Here is a 25848-nt window from a genome sequence, read left to right as displayed (position 1 = left end):
TTCGGTGCGGCGGCGCTGGGGGCGCATCAGGTCGTACTGCAGGTCTGGAATTTTCTGGCGCTGGTGCTTGACTCGCTGGCGATAGCGGCGCAGGCACTCGTCGGTGCTGCGCTCGGGGCCGGCCGCAGTGCCGACGCGAAGGGGGTGGCCCGGCGGGTGACCGTGTTCTCGATGACGGCCGCCGGGGCGTTGGCCGCGGTGTTGGCTGTCGGTGCCCGGCTACTGCCGGAGTTGTTCACCGATGACCGGTCGGTGCTGGCGGCCATCGCCGTGCCGTGGTGGTTCCTGGTCGTGCAGCTCCCGGTGGCAGGGATCGTTTTCGCGCTCGACGGGGTGCTGCTGGGCGCCGGGGACGCAGCGTTCATGCGCACCGCCACCGTGGTCAGTGCGCTGGTCGGCTTCCTACCGCTGGTTTGGCTGTCGCTGGCGTTCGACTGGGGACTGGCGGGCATCTGGTCGGGGCTGAGCGCGTTCATCGCGCTGCGACTGGTGTTCGTCGGGTGGCGTGCGATGTCCGGTCGCTGGGCAGTGCCCGGAACGACCTGAGCGTGGGCTTGAACCCGTTCGGTCAGCGCGCATCCGGATGAATGTGAATTGTCGCTGAAGTTGTCGTCAGCGAACCTTTCCTGCGTCAGCTTTGATGAGGTCGGCGGCTTTTTCACCGATCAGCACGGTCGGGGCATGAGTGTGCCCCCGGATTATCGTGGGCATGACCGACGCGTCGGCCACTCGGAGCCCCTCGACACCACGGACCCGCAGTGCGGGATCCACCACGGCGGCGTCATCGCGGCCCATCCGGCAGGTCCCGACCGGGTGATAGAGCGTGTGCGAGCACGTGCTGAGAGCCTGTTCGAGCGTTTCCTCGCTGGTATCGCGCGCGCCGAGCGGTCGCGCGACCTTGCCGAGCACGTCTTTCAACGCGGGCGCTCTGGCGATATTGGTCGCAATCCGCAGACCAGCCATCATCGCCGTTCGGTCCATGCCGCCGGGATCAGTCAGGTATTGCGGATCGATCGCCGGCTTGGCGGCGGGATCGGCCGAGCGGAGTGTGATGGTGCCACGGCTCTGCGGCTTCAAGAGGATCGGCCCGAGGACCACGGCATGCCCGTACGGATCGCCGAGTCCTTCTTCGAAAAACGGTGCCGGAGCGAACAACAACTCAAGATCCGGCAGTTCGAGCTCTGGGCGGCTGCGGACAAACCCGTAGGCTTCGGCGACGTTGGAAGTGAGCATGCCGCGGCGCCGGAGGAGATAGTTGACAAGTTCCAGCGGTTTCTCGGCGGTGAAGAGGCTGTCGTTCACCACGTCGAAGCCGAGCGGCGTGACGAGATGGTCGATGAGGTTCTTGCCAACCTGGGGTGCGTGGTGCACCACCTCGATACCGTGCTCAGCGAGCTGCGCGCGGTCTCCGATGCCGGAAAGCATCAGCAGCGCAGGCGTGTTGACTGTGCCGCAGCACAGCACCACTTCGGCACGCGCTCTGACCATCTGACGGGCTCCGGCTTCGTCGAATTCCACTCCCACCGCTCGTGTGCCGTCGAACACCACCCGGCGTGCCTGAGCGTCTGTGATCAGCGTGAGATTGGATCTTTTGGCGATCGGCTTCAGGTAGGCATCGGCGGCACTGAACCGTCGTCCCCGCCGTTGCGTCACGAAGGTTTGGCAGAAACCCTGTGGCAATGCGTCATTGGGACGTTCGACGGGGTAGCCGCACTGTTGTGCGGCCTCGAGGAACGCTGCGGTCGAGCGCCGCGGGCTGCGCTGAGGAGAGATGTGCAGCGCCCCGCCGGCGCCAGTGCTGCGGCCGCCGGCATTCTGAACGTTCTCGATCCGCTCGAAGTACTTCAACGCATGGGCGAAGTCCCAGTCCTCGCCGGCCACCGCGGCCCATTCGTCGTAGTCGGCCGCGAAGCCGCGTACCCACATCATTGCGTTCATCGACGACGAGCCACCAAGCACCTTGCCGCGGGGCCAATAGATCTGCCGCCCGTTCAGCTCCTTCTGCGGCTCGGTCAGGTAATCCCAGTCGAACTCGCTGCGAAACAGTTTGGAGAACGCCGCCGGAATGTGGATGAATTTGTCGTGGTCCTTGGGGCCTGCCTCGAGAACGACGACGCGCAGCCGCGAATCCGAGCTGAGCCGGTTGGCCAGCGCCGCTCCTGCCGAACCGGTGCCGACAACGACGTAATCAGCGTCTATGCCCACCGGGCGAAGTTTAGAAGCCGACGCAACGCGACGTGGCGAAATCGCTTACCGGAGCTGCGGCGTTAGCGCACCTGCGCGCGTCCGCGCTGCAGCACGGCCTCGCGGTTGGCGGCGATGTCGTCGCCGCTGGTCCGGAAACTCCGGGCGGCGGTCGCCTCCAGCCACAGCCCCTCGGCGGTCTGCGAATCGTCGATGCGGTGATAGGACGCCAGCAGCGCCCGCACCGCCTGCTGGTTGTTGCCGACGATCGACGCGGCCACCTGGCGGGCGGCGGGAAGCAACTGGCCGTGCGGCACGACCTCGGTGACCAGGCCGGCCCGCAGCGCGTCGGTGGCGGACAGGTAGTCGCCGGTCAGACTCATCCGCCGGGCCAGGCCGACGCCCACCTTCTGCGGCAGCCGCACACTGAGCCCCCACGTCGGCAGCAGACCCACCCGAGCGTGGGTATCGGCGAACCGCGCGTGTTCGGAGGCGACCAGGATGTCGCAGTAGAGCGCGAGTTCCAAGCCGCCGGTGACTGCGGCGCCGTTGATGGCGCCGATCACCGGCTTGGTCAAGTCGGGCCAGCGCGGCGAGATGTCGGGCAGCGCCGACTGCCCGCCCAACTCCTTGAGGTCCAGCCCCGCGCAGAACACCGGATCGGTGCCGGTGAGGATGACGACGTCGACGGCGTCATCGGTCTCAGCATCGGCAAGGGCCCCGAAGAACCGGTCCCGCAGCGCCGCGGACAGCGCGTTGCGGGAGTCGGGCCGGTTGAGGGTGAAGGTGCGCACCCGCTCGTCGGTGTCGATCAGCAGGATGTCGTCAGTCATGGCCTCACCGTAGTCAATCTGCAGTCGCAGTCGCGCTCGCCCTATCGTTGAGCCCATGACCACTCGGGCGGCGACTGCGCCAGCACTCAAGGAGTGGAGTGCAGTGGTGTACGCGCTGCTCGACGGTCGCCAGCGGGTGTTGTTGCGCAAAGGCGGTATTCACGAGAAGCGGTTCGAGGTCGCCGCGCAGGAATTCCTGCTGTTTCCGACGGTCGCGCACAGCCACATCGAACGGGTACGACCCGAACACCGCCCCCTGCTCGACGAGGCGGCCGCCGATTGCGCCGACGACCGAGTAGTGGTCCGGGCTGCGGCGAAAGTTGTTGCAGCGGTTGCGGTTCACCACCCGGACAACCTGCCCGCCATCGAGGATCTGCACATCTGGACCCCGGCGTCGGTGCGCGCCGACCGGCTCGACTTCCGGCCCAAGCACCGACTGGCCGTGCTGGTGGTGCAGGCTGTGCCGTTGGTCAAGCCGATTCAGTTGGCTCGGACAGCGGAATACGCTGGCTGCACCAGTTGGCTGCAGTTGCCGGTGACGCCGGCGCTGGGCGCTCCGGTGCACGACGACGCGGCGCTAGAGCGTATCGCCGCTCGGGTGCGCCGTGTCGTGGGCTGAGGTCTGGTCGACCAGCACGGCGCCGTCGGGTTCATCCCCGAGCGTCTGGAGCGCAAGCTCGTCGTCCCGTGCGCTGAGCCGAACGACTTGGGCCAACTGCCGGGGAGCGTCGCACTGCAGGTAGTGGTCCGCGGTGGGCAGCACCCAGTAGCGGTTGCGCCCGGGCTTGTCCTTCAGATACGTCTGCCAGACGAAGTTGGCGACCCGTAGCGGAGCGATGTTGTCGTGCAGGCCCCATACCAGGGTGGTGTTCACGTGATTGCGGGAAAGTGCTTCCAGCCAAGCCGTTTCGCCGGCAACGCGTTCGTTGAGGTATTTAATCGTGTCGGGCAGCACAGCGATCCCGTCGTTATAGGCGAAACAAGCTGCCAGGGCAGCGATTTCGGGATCGTCGAGCGTCCGGCGAGGCAAAAAGGTGCTGGCTCCAAGGCCGGCCGCAAGCAGCTGCGGCGTCGTCGCGCGCGCCGTGTCGCGTGCGGTGGCGGGGTCGAGCAGCGCGTTCTGGAAGGCGGTCAGGTTGGCAAGCGGCAGATAGATGTTGGCGTTCGTCAAGATGACCTGGCCGGGCAGGTGCTGCTGCGATTGCGCCAGCAGATCCAGCGCGATCATGCCGACACTGGTTCCCCGGTCGTGGGTGAGGATCATGTATCGCTGCAGCCCCCACACTTCGGTGATTGCGTGGATCAGCAGGCGCGCATCGTCGTAAAGCGAATACACGTACGGCGCGGAAGGCTTGTCGGAAAGCCCATAACCGGGGAAGTCCAACAGGAACATATCGAACTCGCTGCTCAGCTCGCGGGTCAGCGCGAAGAAGTCGACACCGGCCGTGGGAAAGCCGTGCACGCACACCAACGCCGGTGCCCCCGGTGTGCCACAGCGGCGGTGAAACACCTCGACCTGCTTGCCCTGGTTGGCGGTTGTCGACGAACGCCAACTCAGCCGGGAACCGCCGCGCTGCCAGTCGTCGAGGATGGTCACTCGGCAAATTCCTGAGCCGGGCAGAGCACCGGCAGCAACAGCCGGGACGGTCCCAGGTGCACCGTGTGCACGGCGGATTTCACCTGCCGACCGGTCGCCACCGGCTCGCCGGCCCCGAGGTTGCGCGCGTATCGCGGATGCGAGCCGCCGGCGACCAACACGCGGATCCGCGAGCCGGTGCTGAACCGGTGTGCGATGGCGTCGAGTTCGACGGTGACGGCGCCACCGTCGGGCCGCGCGCCGGTCAGCCGCCGGTAGCCTTCGCTGACATTGCGGGACCGGCCTCGGGTGTCGACCTCACTCACCCGCACGAACAGGTCGACGTGCGGGATGTCCGCGGAGTGCCGCAACTCGACGACGGGGCTACCCTGCACGCACAGGTCTTCCGTCAGGGTGCCGCCGGTGAAGCCGAGCACGTCGTCACGACGGGCGAGCCGGGTGTCGTCGCGGTAACCGGCGTTCGGGGACAGCAGGCGGCCGCCGACGGTGGGTGTCGGGTCGGCAGGGTCGTAGCGGAACACCACGGATGCGTCTTGCGGCGGCGTGTCTGCCAGCCCGCCGCCGGGCTGCAGATACAGCGCGTGCTCGTCGGTCTCTGGTGGCCAATCGGCCAAGTCAACCCAGCCCTGGCCGGTCACGAAGATCCGGACCGGGTCGGGCCGGGTCTGGTCGGCCGCACCGCCGAGGTGAGCATTCAACCAGGACAATGATTCCCGGGTGACAGTGCCCAACCCGTGGGAAAGGATTTGGGTGTGCGTCCACGGTCCGATGGTCATCGCCACATCCACACCGCGATCGTGTAGCCGCCGATATTGCTGCAGGGTCTGCTGCAGGAACAGGTCCTGCCAACCGCCGATGAGCAACACCGGTACCTGCACCCGCTCCAGGGCGGCACCGTAGCGCATCGGCGTCCAGAAGTCGTCGTTCGGGTCGGGGTGTTCCAGCCACGACTCGAACCAGGGCGCGCCCTGTCCCAGCAACGCGCGCCCCGCCGCGCCCAACGGCACTTCGCCGGCGGCGCGCGCCACCATGCGACCCGCTCTGAGCTGGCGGATGCCGGCCCGGATCCGACTACGGTCTTCCTGATGGGCGACCATGTCGCTCCAGCCGAGGAAGTCATTCACTGTGAAGGAGCCGGTGCCCCAGGAGGAGACGGCGAAGTCGTGCGGTCCGGCGGTGATGACCGCCGCCGTCAGCTCGGGCGGCGGGTCGGACAGCAGCGCCCACTGAGTGAACCCGAGGTACGACATCCCGATGGTCGCGAACCGGCCGGTGAACCACGGCTGCCCGCGCAGCCACGCGACGGTGTCAGCCGCGTCCTCGGCCTCGCGCATCATCGGCTCGAAGACCCCGGTCGAGCCGAATGTTCCGCGCACGCTCTGCATCAGCACGTGGAAGCCGCGTGCGGCATACAACGCGCCGAACAACAGGGAGAACGGGAAACTGCGGCCATAGGGTCCGCGAACCAGCAGGGTGCCGCCTGGGCCCGGGCCCGTGGCCGCGGGTGCGTAATGGTCGGCCACCAATTCCACGCCGTCGCGCATCGGGACCCGCACCTGGTCGACGGTGTAGTCGGTGGTCGCCGTGGGCAGGCGCAGCAACCGCCCGAGGACATGCTCGCTGATCCGCTTCGCCCGGCCGCGCAACGGCGGCGCCGCAGATTGTCGGGATGTGGTCGTCACCGATTCAGGCTAGGGCCAGTGCTCCGCCTGGTCGAGCATCGCCTGGACTGGTGCACGGCAGTCGGGGTAACCGCATAGCTAGGGTGGGTAGTTGTGACAGCGGACCAGCCGACGGGCGCCGGGCAACCGACATTGTGGGCAATATCGGACCTGCACGTCGGCCACACCGGCAACAAGCCTGTCGCTGAGTCGCTGTTCCCGTCCTCTCCCGGCGACTGGTTGATCGTCGCCGGCGACGTTGCCGAACGGGTCGACGACATCCGCTGGTCGCTGGATCTGCTGCGCCGACGGTTCGCCAAGGTGATCTGGGTGCCCGGCAACCACGAACTGTGGACCACCAGCAAAGACCCTGCGCAGGTCTTCGGCCGCGACCGGTACGACTACCTGGTCAACATGTGCGACGAGATGGGCGTCGTCACTCCCGAGCATCCCTACCCGGTGTGGACCGAGCGGGGCGGCCCGGCCACGATCGTGCCGATGTTCCTGCTTTACGACTACTCCTTCCTGCCGGAGGGAGCCACGAGCAAAGCCGAAGGTATGGCCATCGCACGCGAACGCAACGTGGTCTGCACCGACGAGTTCCTGCTGTCACCAGAGCCGTATCCCACCCGGGAGGCGTGGTGCCGGGAGCGGCTGGCCGCCACCCGCGCGCGGCTCGAGCAACTCGACTGGATGACGCCGAGCGTGCTGGTCAACCATTTCCCGCTGGTGCGCGAACCGTGTGATGCGCTGTTCTACCCGGAGTTCTCGCTGTGGTGCGGTACCACCGAGACCGCCGACTGGCACACCCGCTACAACGCCGCCTGCTCGGTGTACGGCCATCTGCACATCCCGCGCACCACCTACTACGACGAGGTGCGCTTCGAAGAGGTTTCGGTGGGCTACCCGCGGGAATGGCGGCGACGCAAGCCCTACACCTGGCTGCGTCAGGTGCTGCCGGACCCGCGTTATGCGCCGGGCTACCTCAACGACTTCGGCGGACATTTCGTCATCACCCCCGAGATGCGGGAGCGGGCCGAGCAGTTCCGGAAGCGATTGCGGCAGCGGCAGGCGCGATGACGGCGGCGGAATTGCTGTCGTCGGTGCTGCCTGACGATCCGGTGAATCTGGCTGCCTGCGAGCTGTATTCCGACCCTCCCGAGCTGGCGCCGTTACCTGACGAGGAGCCGCTGATCGCCAGGTCCGTGGCCAAGCGGCGCAACGAGTTCATCACTGTGCGGCACTGCGCGCGGCTCGCGTTGCAGGCACTCGGGCAGCAGCCGGCGCCGATCCTCAAAGGCGAGAAGGGCGAACCGCGCTGGCCCGACGGGATTGTCGGCAGCCTGACCCACACCCAGGGCTTTCGCGGCGCGGTGGTCGCCCGGCACGCAGCTGTGCGCTCGGTGGGTATCGACGCCGAACCCCACGACGTCCTGCCCGACGGCGTCTTCGACGCCATCACCATCGGTGATGAGCGCGCTGAGATGACGACGCTGCCCTTGGGGCTGCACTGGGACCGAATCCTGTTCTGCGCCAAGGAGGCCACCTATAAGGCGTGGTTTCCGCTGACCCGGCGTTGGCTCGGCTTCGAAGACGCCCATGTGGTGTTCGACACCGACCCGGGCGTCGAGACGTCCGGCCAGTTCGTCTCCAAGATCCTGGTCGACGGTGCGACGTCGTCCGGACCTGCGCTCAGCGCGTTGCGCGGGCGGTGGTCTGTGCAGCGCGGACTGGTGCTGACCGCGATCGTGTTGTGACCGATAGCTCGACAGGTCCGGGCATCGTCGTCGTCGACAAACCGGCCGGGATGACAAGCCACGACGTGGTGGGGCGGTGCCGGCGAATCTTCGGCACCCGCAGGGTGGGGCACGCCGGGACGCTCGACCCGATGGCTACCGGCGTGCTGGTGATCGGTGTGGACCGCGCCACCAAGATCCTCGGGCTGTTGACGGCGGCCTCGAAGTCCTATGACGCCACGATACGGCTCGGTCAGTCCACATCCACCGAGGACGCCGAAGGTACAGTCCTGCAACAGCTTCCGGCCGAACACCTGACGGACGGTGCGATCGCGGCGGTGATCGCGGATCTGTGTGGTGATATCGAGCAGGTGCCGTCGGCGGTCAGCGCGGTCAAAGTCGGTGGCCGACGGGCCTACCGACTGGTCCGGGAAGGCCACTCGGTCGATTTGCCGGCGCGCCCGGTGCGCGTGGACCGATTCGAGATCTCTGCCGTCCGCCGCCATGATCAGCTCATCGACATCGATGTCGAGGTGGATTGCTCGTCGGGCACCTACATCCGCGCACTGGCCCGCGATCTCGGTGCTGCGCTCGGGGTCGGCGGACACCTGACTGCGCTGCGGCGCACCCGCGTCGGCCGATTCGGCCTCGATGAGGCCGCGCTGCTCGACGACCTGGCCGAGCAGCCCAGACTGAGCCACAGCCTGGACCAGGCCTGCCTGCTGCTGTTCCCGCACCGCGAACTCAGTGCCGAAGAGGCCGACGCCGCCAGCCACGGCCGGCCGTTGCCGCGATGCGGGATCAAGGGCATCTATGCCGCGGCCACCGGCGACGGGCGGGTGATCGCGTTGCTGCGCGACGACGGTTCGCGAACCCGGTCCTTGGTCGTCATCCGGCCGGCCACGCTGTAGCCGTAGGCTGATGCGATGACGAGCAAGGTCTACGTAATCGGTGTCGGTATGACGAAGTTCGAGAAGCCGGGCCGTCGCGAGGGCTGGGACTACCCGGACATGGCGCGGGAGTCGGGAACCAAGGCGCTGCAGGACGCCGGCATCGGGTACACCGACGTCGAGCAGGGCTACGTCGGCTACGTCTACGGCGAGTCGACGTCCGGGCAGCGTGCCCTCTACGAGCTGGGCATGACCGGTATCCCGATCGTCAATGTGAACAACAACTGCTCGACCGGCTCGACCGCCCTTTATCTTGCCGCGCAGGCGGTTCGGGGCGGGTTGGCCGACTGCGCCATCGCGCTGGGTTTCGAGAAGATGAAGCCCGGATCGTTGTCGACGGCCTACGACGACCGGGCCCAGCCGATGGACAAGCACGTCAAGGCGATGGCAGACGTCTTCGACCTGGCGTTCCCCGTCGCGCCGTGGATGTTCGGGGCCGCCGGGCGCGAACACATGCAGCAATACGGCAGCACCGCAGAGCATTTCGCCAAGATCGGCTACAAGAACCACAAGCATTCGGTCAACAATCCGTACGCGCAATTCCAGGAGGCCTACACCCTCGAGGACATCCTGGCGTCGCGAATGATCTACGACCCGCTCACCAAGCTGCAGTGTTCGCCGACCTCGGACGGTTCCGGCGCTGCGATCCTGGCCAGCGAGAAGTTCGTCGACGAGCATGGGCTGGCCGGCCAGGCGGTGGAGATCGTCGGTCAGGCCATGACGACGGACTTCACGTCGACATTCGACGGCAGCGCCAGAGGGCTGATCGGTTACGACATGAATGTCGCAGCAGCGCAACGGGTTTATCAGCAGTCCGGTCTCGGTCCAGAAGATTTCCAGGCCATCGAGCTACATGACTGCTTCTCGGCCAACGAACTCCTGCTCTACGAGGCGCTGGGCCTGTGCGCCGAGGGCGAGGCGCCCAAGCTGATCGACAACGGCGACACCACCTTCGGCGGACGGTGGGTGGTCAACCCTTCCGGCGGCTTGATCTCCAAAGGACATCCGCTGGGCGCTACGGGCCTGGCGCAGTGTGCGGAGCTGACCTGGCAGCTCCGCGGCAAGGCTGACAAACGGCAGGTCGAGAATGTCACCGCGGCCTTGCAGCACAACATCGGGCTCGGTGGAGCGGCCGTCGTCACCGCCTACCAACGGGCGGAGCGCTGAGCAGAACGGCTCAGGACACCACCCAGATAGCGCGGGCGGCGGGGCTGCCCAAGTCGATCGTGGTGCGCGCGCCGTCGGCTGATTCGACCGCCACCGACACCATGCCGGCGAACTCCCGGCGGGTCAGCACCCGCACCCGGGAGTCCAGGCTGATGCCGATGCTGTCGAAGTAGCGAAGCATCTCCGGATCGGCATCGGAGATGCGGGCCACTGTTCCGGCTTCGCCGTCGTGGCACGCCCACAGTTGACGGGCCGGCGGGGTGGGAACCTGCCCGTTGGAGGCGGGGATCGGGTCGCCGTGCGGATCGCGCTGCGGAAAACCCAGCTTGGCGTCGATGCGGGCCACCAGCCGGTCGGAGACCGCGTGCTCGAGCACTTCGGCTTCGTCGTGCACCTCGTCCCAGCCGTATCCGAGTTCGGAGACCAGGAAGGTCTCCAGCAACCGGTGCCGGCGGACCATCGCCAACGCTGCGCGGCGCCCCGATTCGGTGAGCGTCACCGCGCCGTACTTCTCGTGGTCGACTAGGCCCTGCTCGGCGAGCTTGCGGATTGACTCCGACGCTGTGCTCGCCGACACCCCGATGCGGTCGGCCAGCATCTTGGTGCTGACCTTCTCCCGCGACCACTCCTGCGCGTTCCAGATCACCTTCAAATAATCCTGGGCAACCGCGCTCAGTTCGTCAGGCTGCTCGTCAGGGCGCACAACAGGAGTTTAAAGCTGTAACCGCCGCGCTGCCCGTAAAGGCCGCCGCGCCGTAGGCTTGGTCTCGTGCAGCGGTGGCGGGGACAAGACGAGATCCCCACGGATTGGGGAAGATGCGTACTGACCATCGGGGTGTTCGACGGTGTGCACCGCGGACACGCCGAGCTGATCGCCCAGGCGGTCAAAGCGGCCCGCGCCCGCGGGGTGCCCACAGTGCTGATGACGTTCGACCCGCATCCGATGGAAGTGGTGTTTCCCGGTAGTCACCCGGCGCAGCTGACGACGCTCGCCCGGCGCGCCGAGCTGGCCGAAGAACTCGGTATCGACGTGTTCCTGGTGATGCCGTTCACCTCCGACTTCATGAAGCTCACCCCCGAGCGCTACGTGCACGAGCTGCTGGTGGAGCACCTGCACGTGTTGGAAGTCGTGGTCGGCGACAACTTCACCTTCGGGAAGAAGGCCGCAGGCACCGTGGAGGGCCTGCGCCGGGCCGGTGAACGCTTCGGCTTCGCAGTGGAGTCAATGTCGCTGGTGTCGGAATACCACGACGCCCGGACCGTGACCTTCTCCTCGACCTACATCCGCTCCTGTGTGGACGCCGGTGACGTGGTGGCCGCCGCCGAGGCGCTGGGCCGCCCGCACCGGGTGGAGGGCGTCGTGGTCCGCGGCGACGGCCGGGGCATGCAAATGGGTTTTCCGACCGCGAACGTGGCACCGCCGATGTACTCGGCCATCCCGGCCGACGGGGTGTATGCCGCCTGGTTCACCGTGCTCGGGCACGGGCCGATGGCCGGCACCGTCGTGCCCGGTGAGCGGTATCAAGCCGCGGTGTCGATCGGCACCAACCCGACGTTCTCCGGGCGCACCCGCACGGTCGAGGCGTACGTGCTCGACAGCAGCGCCGATCTGTACGGCCAGCATATTGCGCTGGATTTCGTGGCGCGCATCCGCGGCCAGCAGAAATTCGACTCGGTGGACGCACTGGTCGCCGCGATGGACGACGACATCCTGCGCGCCCGCACGCTGCTTTCTGCGGGTTGACTTGGCCCGAGGAAGAGCCGGGCCATTGGGTCGGGCCGGCGTCACGCTGCTAAACTGCCCGACGACACGGCGCATGCTGCGGTTCGCGGTGGCCGCGCCGGACGTGGTGATCGCAAGCGCGGCAGAGCCGGGCGAAGCGGGTCGCCACGCAGCAATACTGGATCGCGGACCGATTGATGGAGATTATTTCGTGGCGCTGACAGCCGAGCAGAAGAAAGAGATCCTGGGCTCCTACGGCCTGCACGAGACCGACACCGGATCGCCGGAGGCCCAGGTCGCGATGCTGACCAAGCGGATCGCGGACCTGACCGAGCACCTCAAGGTGCACAAGCACGACCACCACTCCCGGCGGGGGCTGTTGTTGCTGGTGGGGCGGCGTCGCCGCCTGCTCAAGTACGTGGCCCAGCTCGACGTGCAGCGTTACCGCTCACTGATCGAGCGGTTGGGCCTGCGTCGCTGACGTCCTCCAGCGCTCCCGCTGACAGTTCCGCGGGTCGACGGCAAGGCAAGAACCGCCCAGGTAGGCGTGTAGAGTGAGGTCGTTCCGGGCCCGTTCGGCCCCGAACCTGGTGCGGTGGCGTAATCCGCGCGCCGTCCCAGCGCGTCACTGAGAGATCAAGCACGCGACCGAGGAGGAAGGCACCTGTATCGGGCGGTCTTCGGTAGTGGCTGCCGGGCTCCCCACCACGTGGGGCAGGTCGGCCGCTTCGATCGATGGCCGTAGCCGCACACAGGCCTAACCATGCAGGTCAATCTGTCCCGGTTATCTGTGACGATGCGAAACAGCTGAATAACTGTAGAGAGGCCCGCGGACATCCATGTCTGTAGCTGAAATTGAAGAGGGCGTTTTCGAGTCCACCGCCGTCATCGACAACGGGAGCTTCGGCACCCGCACCATCCGTTTCGAAACCGGCCGGCTGGCCCTGCAGGCCGCCGGCGCCGTCGTCGCCTACCTCGATGACGAGAACATGCTGCTGTCGGCGACCACCGCCGGCAAGAACCCCAAGGACCACTTCGACTTCTTCCCGTTGACGGTCGACGTCGAAGAGCGGATGTATGCCGCCGGGCGCATCCCCGGCTCGTTCTTCCGCCGGGAGGGTAGGCCGTCCACCGACGCGATCCTGACCTGTCGGCTCATCGACCGCCCGCTGCGCCCGTCCTTCGTCGACGGTTTGCGCAACGAGATCCAGGTCGTCGTGACGATTCTGAGCCTGGACCCCAACGACCTTTACGACGTGCTAGCGATCAACGCGGCGTCGGCGTCCACCCAGCTGGGCGGCCTGCCATTCTCCGGGCCCGTCGGAGGAGTCCGGGTGGCGCTCATCGACGGCACTTGGGTGGCATTCCCGACTGTCGAGCAGCTCGAGCGGGCGGTGTTCGACATGGTGGTCGCCGGACGCACCGTCGGAAGCCATGACGGCAAATCCGACGTGGCGATCATGATGGTCGAGGCTGAAGCGACTGAGCAGGTTGTGCCACTCGTCGGTGGCGGCGCCCAAGCGCCGACGGAAACCGTGGTGGCCGAAGGTCTGGAAGCTGCCAAGCCGTTCATCGCCGCGTTGTGCGCCGCCCAACAGGAACTCGCCGACGCGGCTGCCAAACCGACCGGTCAGTACCCGGTGTTCCCCGACTACGGTGACGACGTGTACGACTCGGTGTCTTCGGTGGCCACTGACGAGCTGGCAGCCGCGCTGACCATCTCCGGCAAAGCCGAGCGCAACAACCGCACCGACGAAATCAAAGCCGAGGTGCTCGAACGGCTCGCCGACACCTACGCCGGCCGTGAAAAAGAAGTCAGCGCCGCCTTCCGTTCGCTGACGAAGAAGCTGGTGCGTCAGCGCATCTTGACCGACCACTTCCGCATCGACGGGCGCGGCATCACCGACATCCGCGCGCTGTCCGCAGAGGTGGCCGTGGTGCCGCGGGCGCACGGCAGTGCACTGTTCGAGCGCGGCGAGACGCAGATCCTGGGCGTCACCACCCTCGATATGGTCAAGATGGCTCAGCAAATCGACTCGCTGGGCCCGGAGACCTCCAAGCGCTACATGCACCATTACAACTTCCCGCCGTTCTCCACCGGGGAGACCGGCCGGGTCGGCTCGCCCAAGCGGCGGGAGATCGGCCATGGCGCGCTGGCTGAGCGCGCGCTGGCGCCGGTGCTGCCCAGCGTCGAGGAGTTCCCCTACGCGATCCGCCAGGTGTCAGAAGCCCTGAGCTCCAACGGGTCTACCTCGATGGGTTCGGTGTGCGCCTCGACGATGGCGTTGCTCAACGCTGGGGTGCCGCTGAAGGCCCCGGTGGCCGGTATCGCGATGGGTCTGGTGTCCGACGACATCGAAGTTGAGGCAGGAGACGGCGGAAAATCCACTGAGCGTCGGTTCGTCACGCTGACCGACATCCTCGGCGCCGAAGACGCTTTCGGTGACATGGACTTCAAGGTGGCCGGCACCAAGGACTTCGTGACCGCGCTGCAGTTGGACACCAAGCTCGACGGCATTCCGTCGCAGGTGCTGGCCGGTGCGCTCAGCCAGGCGCGCGACGCGCGGCTCACCATCCTGGACGTGATGGCCGAGGCCATCGACGCCCCCGACGAGATGAGCCCCTACGCCCCCCGGGTCACCACGATCCGGGTGCCGGTCGACAAGATCGGTGAGGTCATCGGCCCCAAGGGCAAGATGATCAACGCCATCACTGAAGAGACCGGCGCGCAGATCTCCATCGAGGACGACGGCACGGTGTTCGTCGGCGCCACCGACGGGCCGTCGGCGCAGGCCGCGATCGACCGGATCAACGCCATCGCCAACCCGCAGCTGCCCAAAATCGGGGAGCGATTCCTGGGCACCGTCGTCAAGACCACGGACTTCGGCGCGTTCGTGTCGCTGTTGCCCGGCCGCGACGGCCTCGTGCACATCTCCAAGCTCGGCAAGGGCAAGCGCATCGCCAAGGTCGAGGACGTGGTCCACGTCGGTGACAAGCTGCGGGTGGAGATCGCCGACATCGACAAGCGGGGCAAGATCTCGTTGCTGCCGGTGTCCGATGACGCCGCCGCGGAAGCGCCCACTGACGGGGGTGCGGCCACAGCCGATTCCCCGGCTCCTCAGCGGGCCGCTGACCAGCCGGCGCCGTCGCCGAGCGAAGCCGAATCAGAGGCCGCGCCGGCCGATGCCGCGACGGCCCGCAGTTAAGACGGGCAGCCAGCCCCTACGACGCGGCCGGCACACCGCCGAGCCGTCCGCCGCCTTGCGGCGTAGCACACTGCCGGGTGGGTTGCGGGTGGTGACCGAGTACCTGCCCGCGGTGCATTCTGCGTCGGTGGGCGTGTGGGTCGGCGTCGGGTCCCGCGACGAGGGCGCCACGGTGGCCGGGGCTGCGCACTTCTTGGAGCACCTGCTGTTCAAGTCCACACCGACGCGTACTGCGGTGGACATCGCGCAGGCAGTCGACGCGGTCGGTGGTGAGCTCAATGCGTTCACCGCGAAGGAGCACACCTGCTACTACGCGCACATGCTCGACAGCGATATCGAGCTCGCTCTCGATCTGGTGGCTGACGTGGTGCTCAACGGTCGCTGCGCTGCCGAGGACGTCGAACTCGAGCGCGACGTTGTGCTCGAGGAAATCGCGATGCGCGACGACGACCCCGAAGACACGTTGGCTGACTTATTCCTCGCGGCGCTCTTCGGTGACCATCCGGTGGGGCGTCCGGTGATCGGCAGCGTGGAATCAGTGTCGGCGATGACGCGCGATCAGTTGCGTTCGTTCCATGTGCGGCGCTACACACCGCAACGAATGGTCGTCGCAGTGGCCGGCAACGTCGACCACGACGAGGTGGTCGGCTTGGTGCGGAAGCACTTCGGGTCGCGCTTGGTTCGCGGGCGACGGTCGGTGGCTCCCCGCAAAGGCGCCGGACGGGTGACCGGGCGTCCGGAGTTGACGTTGGTCAACCGGGAATCCGAGCAGACGCACGTCATGCTGGGCGTCCGGACGCCGGGCCGGTACTGGGAACACCGCTGGGCGCTGCAGGTGCTGAACACGGCACTCGGCGGTGGCCTCAGTTCTCGCTTGTTCCAGCAAGTTCGGGAGTCACGCGGGTTGGCATACTCGGTGTACTCGGCGGTTGACACCTTCGCCGACAGCGGCGCGCTGTCGGTGTATGCCGCCTGTCAGCCCGAGCGTTTCGGCGAGGTGGCGCGAGTGGTGACGCAGGTGCTGGAAACGGTAGCCCGCGAGGGGATCAGCGAGGCGGAATGCCGGATCGCCAAAGGCTCGCTGCGTGGGGGACTGGTGCTCGGGCTGGAGGATTCCGGCTCGCGGATGAACCGCATCGGACGCAGCGAACTCAACTACGGCGAACACCGCAGCATCGATCGCACGCTGCGGGAGCTCGACCGGGTGACCGTCGACGAGGTCAACGCGGTGGCCCGCCGGTTGTTGGGTAAGCCGTACGGGGTGGCCGTCTTAGGGCCGTATCGGTCGAAACGGGCGTTGCCGCAACCACTTCGGGCGCTAGTAAAATAACGCTATGGTTCTGGGCTTCTGGGATTTGGCGGTACCGGTGGTCGGTGCGCCAATGGCCGGTGGTCCGGGAACCCCGGCGCTGGCCGCGGCGGTGTCGAATGCCGGCGGGCTCGGTTTCGTCGCCGGCGGCTATTTGTCCCCGGAGCAGTTCGCCGACGACATCACCGCCGCGCGGGCCAAGACGACCGGTCCGATCGGGGCCAACCTGTTTGTGCCCCAGCCCAGCGCCGCCGACTATGTGGCTTTGGACCACTACGCGGAAGAACTCGATGAGCTCGCCGAGCACTACGACGTCGAGGTAGGCAGACCACATTTCGGCGATGACGACAACTGGCAGGCAAAGCTCGAGATGATCGCCGATGTGCGGCCCGAGGTGGTGTCGTTCACCTTCGGTGCGCCTGCGCCGGATGTGTTGCGGTGGTTCGGGGCGCTGGGAATCATTCTGTTGGTCACGGTGACGTCGGCTTACGAGGCTGGGGTCGCCGTCGCCGCCGGAGCTGACGGGTTGGTGGTCCAGGGGCCGAAAGCCGGTGGGCATCGAGGCACATTTGCGCCCGACCGGGAACCCGGCTCCGAGTCGTTGGAAGAGCTGCTGGACCGTATCGGTGTCACGCATGACGTCCCGCTGATCGCCACGGGTGGCTTGGCCACCGCCGAAGACGTGACCCGCGTGCTGAGCAGGGGAGCCGTTGCCGCACAGATCGGTACCGCGTTGCTGCTCAGCGATGAGGCGGGTACCAACGCCGCGCACCGCAGCGCGCTGACGCATCCGCACTTCACCAATACCCTGCTCACGCGGGCGTTTTCGGGGCGCTACGCCCGAGGGCTGGAAAACGACTTCACCCGTCTGCTCAACGATGTCGCGCCGATCGGCTATCCCGAAGTGAATCAGATGACAGCGCCGATCCGGGCCGCCGCTGTTGCCGCCGACGACCCGCACGGCACCAACCTCTGGGCTGGAACGGAATTCACGAAAACCCGCACAGGCAAGGCTGCGGGCATCATCGCCTCGCTCCTAGACGTTTAACGGCGGCCTGCACTCAGCACGGTCGCCGGATCGGTGAATGGCACATTCAGGTCGGTCGCGACCTGCTCGGACAGCAGCGCGCCGTCATGGGTTGACAGACCTCTGGCAAGCGTGTGATCGGATTGACAAGCGGCACGCCAGCCGCGGTCGGCAAGCTCGAGCACATACGGCATCGTTGCGTTGGTCAAGGCCGACGTCGACGTCTTGGGCACCGAACCGGGCATATTCGCCACACAGTAGAACACCGCGTCGTGCACGCAGAACGTCGGCGCATCGTGGGTCGTCGGGCGGGAGTCTTCAAAGCAACCACCCTGATCGATGGCGATGTCGACCAGGACCGCTCCCGGCTTCATCTGTGAGACAAGCGCATTCGACACGAGTTTGGGCGCCTTGGCGCCGGGCACCAGGACGGCGCCGATCACCAGGTCGGCGCTTCGGACAACGTCCTCGAGTTCGTAGGCCGACGAGTACCGGGTCCGGATTCGCCCACCGAACTCGGCGTCGAGGTGGCGCAGCTTGTCGATGTTGACGTCGAACACGGTCACCGACGCGCCCATGCCGTTGGCGACCCGGGCAGCGTTGTATCCGGCGGTGCCGGCGCCAATGATCACCACGTCGGCCGGGTCGACACCGGGGACACCGCTCATCAAGACTCCGCAGCCGCCTTGGGCGCGCATCAAATAGTAGGCGCCGACCTGAGCGGAAAGCCGGCCGGCGACCTCGCTCATCGGAGCTAGTAGCGGGAGCGCACCGTCGGCAGTTTGAACCGTCTCGTAGGCGATCGAAGTGGTGCCGGCCGACAACAGGGCGTCGGTGCACTCTCGCGACGCGGCCAGGTGCAGATAGGTGAAGAGGGTTTGCCCGCGCCGCAGCAGGCCGTACTCAGCCGGCGCCGGCTCTTTCACCTTGAGCACCAAGTCGGCGTCGCCCCACACCTGTTCGGCAGTGCTGATCAGCTGAGCACCGGCGCCTTTGAAATCGTTGTCGCTGATCGCCGACCCTTCCCCGGCGCCCGCCTGGATCAACACATCGTGACCGTGCCGCGTCAATTCGGTGACCCCGGCAGGGGTGATGGCCACCCGGAGTTCGTTGCTCTTGATCTCGGTGGGGATCCCGACACGCATGCTCGCTCCTTGCGACGGTTGGCGACGGCGGCGAGGAAGTCAAAACTGCCTCAATTGTGAATAACGTTCGAGAAGTCGGCAACGTTCACGACGGTGATTCTTTAAAGTTGGGTTGTGCCTGAAGCATCTACAACGCGTGGGGTAAACCGAGCGGGACCGCCGAAGATCATTCGACCAGCTGATCTCGATGAGGTGGACCGAAGGGTCCTGAGTCTGCTGCACGCCGACGCCAGGATCACCAACAGTGCGCTGGCCGAGCAGTTGGGCATCGCGCCCTCGACCTGCCACGGGCGGGTGCGGCGGTTGGTCGACCTCGGCGTGATCCGCGGGTTCTACGCCGACGTCGACCCGGTGGCGGTCGGCTTGCCGTTGCAGGCGATGATCTCGGTCAGCCTGCAGTCCCACGCCCGCGGCAAGATCCGCAGCTTCATCCAGCAGATCCGTCGCAAGCCGCAGGTGATGGACGTCTATTTTCTTGCCGGCGCAGACGATTTCATTCTGCACGTCGCAGCCCGCGACACCGAAGACCTCCGCTCGTTTGTGGTGGAGAACCTCAATGCCGACGCCGACGTCGCGGGCACCCAGACGTCGCTGATCTTCGAACATCTGCGGGGCGCCGCGCCGATCTGACGAGTTACTAAGGGTATCCAGGGCAGGGCAACGTCGCCAATCTGATTTGGGATGGGGACGACCCACCAGCGCCGCCTCCAACCATTGAGCTCCACTACGGTCCCTGCCCCCCTCTTGCATGTAGCCCGTCCGCGCGGGGTTAAGTAACGCCGTCGTCGGGTAGGAGGCGTTCGGGGTGGTGGTAGGTGTTGGTGCCGCCCGGTAGTTGTAGGTGTGGTGGCGGGATCCATTGGGTTTGGCCGTTGGCGAGTCTGCGGGTGGTCCAGCCTTGGTCGGCGAGTTTGTGGTGGTGGCCGCAGGTGAAGGCGAGGTTGTCGATGTCGGTGGGGCCGCCGTGGGCCCAGTCGTGGAGATGGTGGACCTCGCATAGGTAGCCGGGGACATCGCAGCCGGGGAAGCTGCAGCCGCGGTCTTTAGCGTGCAGCACGAGGCGTTGGTCGGGGGTGGCGATGCGTTTGGCGCGGCCGAGATAGAGCGGACGCTGGTGGTGGTCGCCGAAGACGGCCAGGTAGTGGCAGGCGTGGGCGGCGAGGCGGATCAGGTCGGGGATGGGCAGCAAGGTGCCGGCGGCGGTGACGGCGTGGCCGGCGGTGTTGCGCAGTTCGGCCAGGGTGGTGGAGACGATGACGGTGACCGGTAGGCCGTTGTGTCGGCCGAGGGTGGGGTCGCCGAGTTGGCTGCGCACCAGGGCGTAGAGGGCGTCGTGTTGGCGTTGGGCGTGGCTGCGTAGGTCTTTGGCCGTGGTTTCCTGGGCTGGTTGGCCGTTGAGGCAAGGGTTTTCGTCGTCGGGGTTACCCATGCCTGGCGCGGCGAACCGCGCGAGCCAGGCATCGAGGTGGGCCCGTAGTTCGGGGGTGGCGGTCAGGCGGCCGATGCTCATCCCGTCGCGGCGTTGAGGTGACCAGGAAAAGCTGCGCTGGCGGGCGCGGTCGATGTCGGTGAATGTCCCGTCGGGGTTGATCAAGATGGCGTAGCGCTGAGCGAGTTTATGGAGTTGGTCGGGGCGCAAGGCGCTGGCGTGGTCGGCCAGAAATTGTTCGGCGCCGTCGACGACGGGGGCCGGGGTGTGCTCGGGTAGGTCACCGATGAACGTTGCGATGACTTGGACGTGCTGCTCGTCAAGCTGGCCACGGCGCCAGGCTGCGGCGGTGGCGGGCAGCTCTGGGGCTAGGGGTTGGCCGGTCAGCGTGGTGCGATCGGCCAGTTGTGCCGCGGTCCGCAGTCGGCGGCGCGCTTCGGTGCCGGTGATGCGTATGGTGTCGGCGATGACCTGGTGGGCGGGTCCACCCAGCTCGGCGCGGTCGTCGTCGGCCAGTGTGGTGATCAGGTCGTGGCTGATGGCGATCTGGCGGCGGCGCGCGGTTTCCAAGCGTTTCAGGGCGTCTAGCCGCACACCAGCTGTGCAGGTGTCGAAGGACAGTTCGCCGATGTGGTGCACCGCCGCGTCGAGCGCGTCCAGGGCGGCAGCCACCTGCGCCGGCTCAGCAACAGCAGTAGAACGCATGTTCGAATACTATCGCCTGCCGACGACACCTGCCGTCCCCTAAAGCAGCCGCTGTGGATAAACAACCGACTGTGGACAGGCGCACTCGGGCCCTGCGACCCGACTCCTCCTCGGGGCTTGTGGCCCCGCATCGTCGCCGGTCTAGGGTAAAACCATGCGGGTAGGAGTCCTGGGAGCCAAAGGCAAAGTCGGCGCCACGATGGTGCAAGCTGTGCAAGCCGCTGACGACCTGACGCTGTCCGCCGAAGTCGACGCCGGCGATTCGCTGAGCCTGTTCACCGAGAGCAACACCGAGATCGTCATCGACTTCACTCACCCCGACGTCGTGATGGACAACCTGAAGTTCCTCATTGACAACCAGATTCACGCAGTCGTCGGGACAACGGGTTTCACCGACGAGCGACTGGAGCAGGTGCAGGAGTGGCTGGCGGCCAAGCCCGAGTCCGCCGCACTGATCGCACCGAACTTCGCGATCGGCGCAGTACTGTCCATGCATTTCGCGCAGCAGGCTGCCCCGTTCTACGAATCGGTGGAGGTCATCGAACTGCACCACCCCCACAAAGCCGACGCACCGTCGGGCACGGCCAGGCGTACCGCCGAACTGATCGCCGACGCCCGAAAAGACTTGTCGCCCAATCCGGATGCCACCAGCACGGCCCTTCCCGGCGCCCGCGGAGCCGACGTCGACGGCGTTCCGGTGCACTCAGTGCGCCTGGCCGGGCTGGTCGCCCACCAAGAGGTGCTGTTCGGCACCGCAGGCGAAACGTTGACCATCCGCCACGACAGCATTGACCGCACTTCATTCGTCCCGGGAGTGCTGCTTGCGGTCCGCCGCATCAAGGAACGGCCCGGCTTGACCCTGGGTATCGAAGCCCTGCTCGACCTGCAATGACGGGAACGTCGCGCGCCCTGCGCATCCAGGGGCTCATCGCGTTCATGTGCCTGGCGCTGACGCTGTACCTGATCCTGCTGGGCCGTACCGCCGTCATCCTCATCAGCTCGGACCGAGGCGCCGGTGTCGGCCTCGGCATCGCGCTGTTGATACTGCCCGCAGTAGGACTGTGGGCCATGTTCGTCACGCTCCGAGCCGGTTTCACGCACCAACGGCTGGCCCGCCTCATCGCCGCGGACGGCCTGGAACTCGACCCGAGTGCCTTGCCGCGCCGACGCTCGGGCCGCATCGAACTAAGCGCAGCGGACGCGTTGTTCGACACCGTGCGCCACGAGCTTCGCGACGACCCAGACGACTGGCGGCGCTGGTATCGTTTGGCCCGCGCCTACGACTACGCCGGGGACCGTCGCCGCGCGCGCGAAGCCATGAAGAAAGCCGTTGTGCTGCAAGGTTCCGCGTGAGTGAGACGCTGCTGGTGGTGCACCACACACCCTCGCCGGGCACGAGGGAGGTACTCGAGGCGGTCCTTGCCGGGGCCAACGACCCTGAGATTCACGGCGTTGACGTAGTGGTCCGGCCCGCGCTGGCGGCGACCGTCCCGGACATGCTCGACGCCGAAGGGTACCTATTCGGCACCACCGCCAATCTCGGCTACATGTCCGGTGCGCTCAAGCATTTCTTCGACACGGTCTACTATCCGAGCCTCGATCACGTGGCCGGCCGGCCATATGGCTTGTGGGTTCAAGGCAACAACGACACAGTAGGCGCGACGAAAGCCGTCGAGAGAATATGCACCGGCCTGTCGCTGAGCCAAGCCGCCGACGCGTTGGAGGTCATTGGACCCGTCGACGCCAAGGTGCGGGAGCTGGCCTACGAATTGGGTGGCACGCTGGCTGCGACCCTGATGGAATGACGATGAAAGCAACTCTTCTGGTGGCCAACCGCGGCGAGATCGCGCTTCGAATCATCCGCAGCGCAACCGAATTGGGCCTAACGACCGTCGCGGTCTATGCCGAAGACGACGCCGACAGCACGCACGTGCACGCGGCCGACGAGGCGATCGCGTTGTCCGGCGCCGGCCCGGAGGCTTATCTGGATCAAGCCGCGGTATTGGCGGCCGCCCAAAAGTGCGGTGCGGAACTCATCCACCCGGGCTACGGGTTTCTGAGCGAAAACGCCGCATTCGCCCGCGGCTGCGCGGCCGCGGATTGCACGTTTGTCGGTCCCGCCGCCGACACACTCGAGTTGTTCGGCAACAAGTCTGCGGCGCGCCGGGCGGCACTTGCGATCGGTGTTCCGGTGCTGGACGCCACTGAAGGGCCCAGCAGCATCGACGATATTCGGACGTTTTTCGCCACCCATGACGGCGGCATCATGATCAAGGCGCTGGCCGGTGGCGGCGGCCGGGGTATGCGATTGGTCCGCGCGATCGACCAAGTCGACGACGCCTACCAACAGTGTGCTGCCGAAGCAGGACTGGGCTTCGGCGACCCGGCGGTCTTCGCTGAGGCTCACCTCGACAACGCCCGACATATCGAGGTGCAGGTCGTTGCCGCGCCGCATGACCAGGGCACGCAGGCGTTAGCGCTCGGTGACCGCGACTGCAGTATTCAGCGGCGCTTTCAGAAGCTGATAGAACTGGCGCCGGCGCAGAACCTGTCCGACACGTTGCGGCGAGCCCTTCACCAGGCGGCGGTTCGACTGTGCGCAGACGTCGGGTATCGCGGACTGGCTACGGTCGAATTCCTGGTCAGCGGCGACAGCTTCGCCTTTCTGGAAGTCAATCCGCGAATCCAAGTCGAGCACACGGTGACCGAAGAGGTCACCGCGGTGGATCTGGTCGCGATCCAGTTGGCCATCGCCTGCGGCGAACCGTTCAACGTGCTCGGCTTGCCTGCCGGAATCAGCTGCACTGCAGGCGAGGTCAGCGGTGAGCCGGCTGTGGCGAACGGGATAGCGATCCAAGCCCGGGTCAACATGGAGACCATCGCCGCAGACGGATCATTGCTGCCCGCCGCGGGCACGCTGAAGGTCTTCACCCCGCCGAGCGGACCGGGCGTGCGGGTCGACACATTCGGTCGGACCGGCCTGGCTGTGAGTCCGCGGTACGACTCGCTGTTGGCCAAGGTAATCACTCACGTGCGCAACGCGGCCCTTCCCGTCGCACTGCGCAAGACGCAAACGGCGCTCGCAGAGTTCACCATCGAAGGCGTCCGCACCAATATCGGGCTGTTGCGGGAGCTGCTGTCCGACAGCGATCTTCGGTCTGGCGAAGTCACTGCCGATTTTCTTGATCGCAAGCTTCCGCAGTTGGCCAGTGCCGCGCTCGACCATCAGTACGAGGCCCGGGTGGCGCCGATCGAACTTCATGCCGGGCAGGAGGTGCTGCGCGCGCAGCTGTCCGGCACCGTCGTCGCGATCGCGTCCGAAGGCGCCGAGATCGGCCACGGCGGCCAGGTCGTCGTTCTCGAGGCGATGAAGATGCAGCACGTACTCGCCGCGCCGGGTGCACTACGGGTTGCTCGCAGCCTGGTCATGCCCGGCCAGGTCGTGTCCACCGCGGACCCTTTGGTGATCTTCATCCGCACCGGCACGGGCGCTGATGGACAGTCAGCGGGCGACGTCGATCTCGAACGGCCGCGCGCTGACCTCGACGAAGCAGCACATCGACATCTGCTCACCCGCGACGAAGGCCGGCCCGCCGCTGTTGAGAAGCGCCACAAACAGAACCGGCGCACTGCGCGGGAGAACATCGCCGACCTTGTCGACGAGGGCAGTTTCGTCGAGTACGGTGCGTTGACCATTGCCGCGCAACGTAACCGGCGCTCGGAGGAGGACCTGATCGCCAATACCCCGGCCGACGGACTGGTCGCTGGTATGGCAACCATCGGTGCCGACCGGTTCGGTGCAGCCGCAGCCGAGGCGGTCGTGCTGTCATACGATTACACCGTCCTCGCCGGCACGCAGGGCATGCGCAATCATGCGAAAACCGATCGCGTCTTCGACTTGGCCGCGCGTAGGCGGTTGCCCGTCGTGCTGTTCGCCGAGGGTGGCGGCGGCCGACCCGGCGACACCGACGTCGGCAACATCGCAGGGCTGGATGTGCCGACATTCCGTGCGCTCGGCGCACTCAGCGGGCAGGTCCCGTTGGTGGCGATCGTTTCCGGTCGCTGTTTCGCCGGCAACGCAGCGCTGGCCGGCGCGTGTGACGTGATCATCGCGACGCCGGACGCCAACATCGGTATGGGCGGACCGGCGATGATCGAGGGCGGCGGGCTGGGGGTGTACCGACCGGAGGACATCGGACCAATCGACGTGCAGCGGCGCAACGGAGTGGTTGGCCTGGCGGCCCGAGACGAGGCCCATGCGGTGTCGCTGGCCAGAAAGTACCTGTCTTATTTCCAGGGCAGCGTCACCCGGTGGCAGGCGCCGGACCCTCGCCTGGCCCGGCATGTGTTGCCGGAGAACAGGTTACGGGCCTACGACATACACAAAGCGATCGAGTCGGTCGTCGACGTCGATTCGGTTCTCGAACTGCGGCCGGATTACGGTGTCGGTGTGGTGACCGCACTGGTACGGGTCGGGGGCGTCGCGTATGGGTTGCTGGCCAACAGCAGCCACCATCTCGGCGGTGCCATCGACGCCGAGGCGGCCGACAAGATCGGTGACTTCCTCGAGCTGTGCGAGTCATTCCAATTGCCGCTCGTCTCGCTGTGCGACACACCGGGTTTCATGGTGGGGCCCGAGGCGGAGAAGGAGGCGGCTGTGCGGCGGTTCAGCCGGCTCTTCGTGCTCGGCGCGCGACTGACCATTCCGCTGGGAATGATCATTCTGCGCAAAGGCTACGGGTTGGGTGCGATGGCCATGGCCGCCGGGTCTTTTCACGCGCCCGACTTCACCATTGCCTGGCCGACCGGAGAGATCGGTGGCATGGGGCTGGAAGGCGCGGTGCGGCTGGGCTTCCGCAAGGAGCTCACATCCGTAGCTGACCCGATCGAGCGTCAACAGCTTTTCGACCGGCTGGTGGAGGCGGCCTATCAGCACGGCAAGGCGCTCACCTCGGCCACCACCTTCGAACTCGACGACGTCATCGACCCGGCGGACTCCCGGGCATGGATCAGCGGGCTCCCACGTCGCTGAAAATCGAAAGGATCAGTTGTTGTGAAAGTTGCTCATAAGGTCGCCATCGTCACCGGGGGTGGCGGCGGCATCGGTGGCGCGCTGGCCGCCAAGCTCGCGCAGCACGGCGCGCGCGTCGTCGTCGCCGACCTGGACGCTCACCTC

At 66.6% G+C, this 25848-nt stretch carries 24 protein-coding genes; 17 read left to right on the top strand and 7 right to left on the bottom strand.

Annotation, left to right across the window (positions count from 1 at the left end; genetic code table 11):
* Window positions 1-546, top strand: a 546-nt coding sequence (locus WA317_RS05955; protein WP_425172153.1) for an MATE family efflux transporter, incomplete at its 5' end; no start/stop codon positions are given.
* Window positions 547-612: 66 nt separating this feature from the next.
* Here the strand turns inward: WA317_RS05955 and WA317_RS05950 are convergent.
* Both WA317_RS05950 and WA317_RS05945 read right to left on the bottom strand, forming a co-directional pair.
* Window positions 613-2199, bottom strand: coding sequence for a GMC family oxidoreductase (locus WA317_RS05950; RefSeq protein WP_425172156.1), 1587 nt, complete (start codon window positions 2197-2199; stop codon window positions 613-615).
* Window positions 2200-2267: 68 nt separating this feature from the next.
* Entirely contained in the window at window positions 2268-3017 is a 750-nt protein-coding gene (locus WA317_RS05945) for an enoyl-CoA hydratase (RefSeq protein ID WP_425172152.1), read from the bottom strand.
* A 55-nt stretch (window positions 3018-3072) separates the two neighbouring features.
* Between WA317_RS05945 and WA317_RS05940 the strand changes: the two genes are divergently transcribed.
* On the top strand, window positions 3073-3636 hold the full coding sequence (locus WA317_RS05940; RefSeq protein ID WP_425172151.1) for a DUF1802 family protein: 564 nt from the start codon (window positions 3073-3075) through the stop codon (window positions 3634-3636).
* Here WA317_RS05940 and WA317_RS05935 read toward each other — a convergent pair.
* Window positions 3595-4614 carry an alpha/beta fold hydrolase gene (locus tag WA317_RS05935; protein WP_425172150.1) on the bottom strand — a complete coding sequence of 340 codons (1020 nt, stop codon included), beginning with the start codon at window positions 4612-4614 and terminating at the stop codon, window positions 3595-3597. The genes WA317_RS05940 and WA317_RS05935 overlap by 42 nt on opposite strands.
* Window positions 4611-6296, bottom strand: a complete 1686-nt coding sequence (locus WA317_RS05930) for a CocE/NonD family hydrolase (protein WP_425172149.1) — start codon at window positions 6294-6296, stop codon at window positions 4611-4613. The genes WA317_RS05935 and WA317_RS05930 overlap by 4 nt, the downstream gene beginning before the upstream one ends.
* Window positions 6297-6389: 93 nt before the next feature.
* On the opposite strand from WA317_RS05930, the gene WA317_RS05925 reads away from it, so the two are divergent.
* From WA317_RS05925 to WA317_RS05910, 4 genes are read left to right on the top strand one after another with little or no spacing between them, the layout of a single operon-like run.
* Window positions 6390-7355: a metallophosphoesterase family protein gene (locus WA317_RS05925; RefSeq protein ID WP_425172148.1), complete on the top strand. Its 966-nt coding sequence runs from the start codon at window positions 6390-6392 to the stop codon at window positions 7353-7355.
* Entirely contained in the window at window positions 7352-8032 is a 681-nt protein-coding gene (locus tag WA317_RS05920) for a 4'-phosphopantetheinyl transferase family protein (RefSeq protein WP_425172147.1), read from the top strand. Before WA317_RS05925 ends, WA317_RS05920 begins: the two co-directional genes overlap by 4 nt.
* Window positions 8029-8922, top strand: coding sequence for a tRNA pseudouridine(55) synthase TruB (gene truB, locus WA317_RS05915; RefSeq protein ID WP_425172146.1), 894 nt, complete (start codon window positions 8029-8031; stop codon window positions 8920-8922). The genes WA317_RS05920 and truB overlap by 4 nt, the downstream gene beginning before the upstream one ends.
* Before the next feature lie 15 nt (window positions 8923-8937).
* Entirely contained in the window at window positions 8938-10128 is a 1191-nt protein-coding gene (locus tag WA317_RS05910) for a lipid-transfer protein (RefSeq protein WP_425172145.1), read from the top strand.
* A gap of 10 nt (window positions 10129-10138) precedes the next feature.
* Here the strand turns inward: WA317_RS05910 and mntR are convergent, their stop codons facing one another.
* Window positions 10139-10831 (bottom strand): manganese-binding transcriptional regulator MntR, encoded by a 693-nt coding sequence (mntR, locus tag WA317_RS05905; protein ID WP_425172144.1) that lies wholly within the window; start codon window positions 10829-10831, stop codon window positions 10139-10141.
* Between the two features lie 66 nt (window positions 10832-10897).
* Between mntR and WA317_RS05900 the strand changes: the two genes are divergently transcribed.
* The 5 genes from WA317_RS05900 (at window position 10898) to WA317_RS05880 (ending at window position 17414) form a co-directional block, all read left to right on the top strand.
* Complete coding sequence (locus WA317_RS05900) at window positions 10898-11872, top strand: bifunctional riboflavin kinase/FAD synthetase (protein ID WP_425172143.1); 975 nt, start codon at window positions 10898-10900, stop codon at window positions 11870-11872.
* Window positions 11873-12062: 190 nt separating this feature from the next.
* Window positions 12063-12332: a 30S ribosomal protein S15 gene (gene rpsO, locus WA317_RS05895; protein ID WP_425172155.1), complete on the top strand. Its 270-nt coding sequence runs from the start codon at window positions 12063-12065 to the stop codon at window positions 12330-12332.
* A gap of 358 nt (window positions 12333-12690) precedes the next feature.
* The gene (locus WA317_RS05890) at window positions 12691-15057 is read left to right on the top strand and encodes a polyribonucleotide nucleotidyltransferase (protein WP_425172142.1); all 2367 of its coding nucleotides are present in this window, start codon (window positions 12691-12693) and stop codon (window positions 15055-15057) included.
* Window positions 15035-16387 carry a M16 family metallopeptidase gene (locus tag WA317_RS05885; RefSeq protein WP_425172141.1) on the top strand — a complete coding sequence of 451 codons (1353 nt, stop codon included), beginning with the start codon at window positions 15035-15037 and terminating at the stop codon, window positions 16385-16387. Before WA317_RS05890 ends, WA317_RS05885 begins: the two co-directional genes overlap by 23 nt.
* A gap of 4 nt (window positions 16388-16391) precedes the next feature.
* Complete coding sequence (locus WA317_RS05880; RefSeq protein WP_425172140.1) at window positions 16392-17414, top strand: nitronate monooxygenase; 1023 nt, start codon at window positions 16392-16394, stop codon at window positions 17412-17414.
* Here WA317_RS05880 and ald read toward each other — a convergent pair.
* Window positions 17411-18538: an alanine dehydrogenase gene (gene ald / locus WA317_RS05875; protein ID WP_425172139.1), complete on the bottom strand. Its 1128-nt coding sequence runs from the start codon at window positions 18536-18538 to the stop codon at window positions 17411-17413. The genes WA317_RS05880 and ald overlap by 4 nt on opposite strands.
* Before the next feature lie 114 nt (window positions 18539-18652).
* Here ald and WA317_RS05870 point away from each other — a divergent pair, with 114 nt between their 5' ends.
* Window positions 18653-19168: an Lrp/AsnC family transcriptional regulator gene (locus WA317_RS05870; RefSeq protein WP_425172138.1), complete on the top strand. Its 516-nt coding sequence runs from the start codon at window positions 18653-18655 to the stop codon at window positions 19166-19168.
* 139 nt (window positions 19169-19307) lie between these two features.
* Here the strand turns inward: WA317_RS05870 and WA317_RS05865 are convergent, their stop codons facing one another.
* A complete protein-coding gene (locus tag WA317_RS05865) occupies window positions 19308-20672 on the bottom strand; it encodes an HNH endonuclease signature motif containing protein (protein ID WP_425172137.1) in 1365 nt (454 codons plus the stop codon).
* Between the two features lie 154 nt (window positions 20673-20826).
* Between WA317_RS05865 and dapB the strand changes: the two genes are divergently transcribed.
* From dapB to WA317_RS05840, 5 genes are all read left to right on the top strand, one after another.
* Window positions 20827-21564 carry a 4-hydroxy-tetrahydrodipicolinate reductase gene (gene dapB / locus WA317_RS05860; RefSeq protein WP_425172136.1) on the top strand — a complete coding sequence of 246 codons (738 nt, stop codon included), beginning with the start codon at window positions 20827-20829 and terminating at the stop codon, window positions 21562-21564.
* The gene (locus WA317_RS05855; RefSeq protein ID WP_425172135.1) at window positions 21561-22025 is read left to right on the top strand and encodes a hypothetical protein; all 465 of its coding nucleotides are present in this window, start codon (window positions 21561-21563) and stop codon (window positions 22023-22025) included. The genes dapB and WA317_RS05855 overlap by 4 nt, the downstream gene beginning before the upstream one ends.
* Complete coding sequence (locus tag WA317_RS05850; protein ID WP_425172134.1) at window positions 22022-22477, top strand: flavodoxin family protein; 456 nt, start codon at window positions 22022-22024, stop codon at window positions 22475-22477. The genes WA317_RS05855 and WA317_RS05850 overlap by 4 nt, the downstream gene beginning before the upstream one ends.
* A gap of 2 nt (window positions 22478-22479) precedes the next feature.
* A complete protein-coding gene (locus WA317_RS05845) occupies window positions 22480-25704 on the top strand; it encodes a carboxyl transferase domain-containing protein (RefSeq protein ID WP_425172133.1) in 3225 nt (1074 codons plus the stop codon).
* 21 nt (window positions 25705-25725) lie between these two features.
* On the top strand, window positions 25726-25848 hold a 123-nt coding region (locus WA317_RS05840), incomplete at its 3' end, for an SDR family NAD(P)-dependent oxidoreductase (RefSeq protein ID WP_425172154.1).

It is taken from the genome of Mycobacterium sp., assembly GCF_049802695.1.
Classification (GTDB): Bacteria; Actinomycetota; Actinomycetes; order Mycobacteriales; family Mycobacteriaceae; genus Mycobacterium.
The sequence above is the reverse complement of the archived record's forward strand: the minus strand, read 5'-3'. Positions and strand labels throughout refer to the sequence as shown.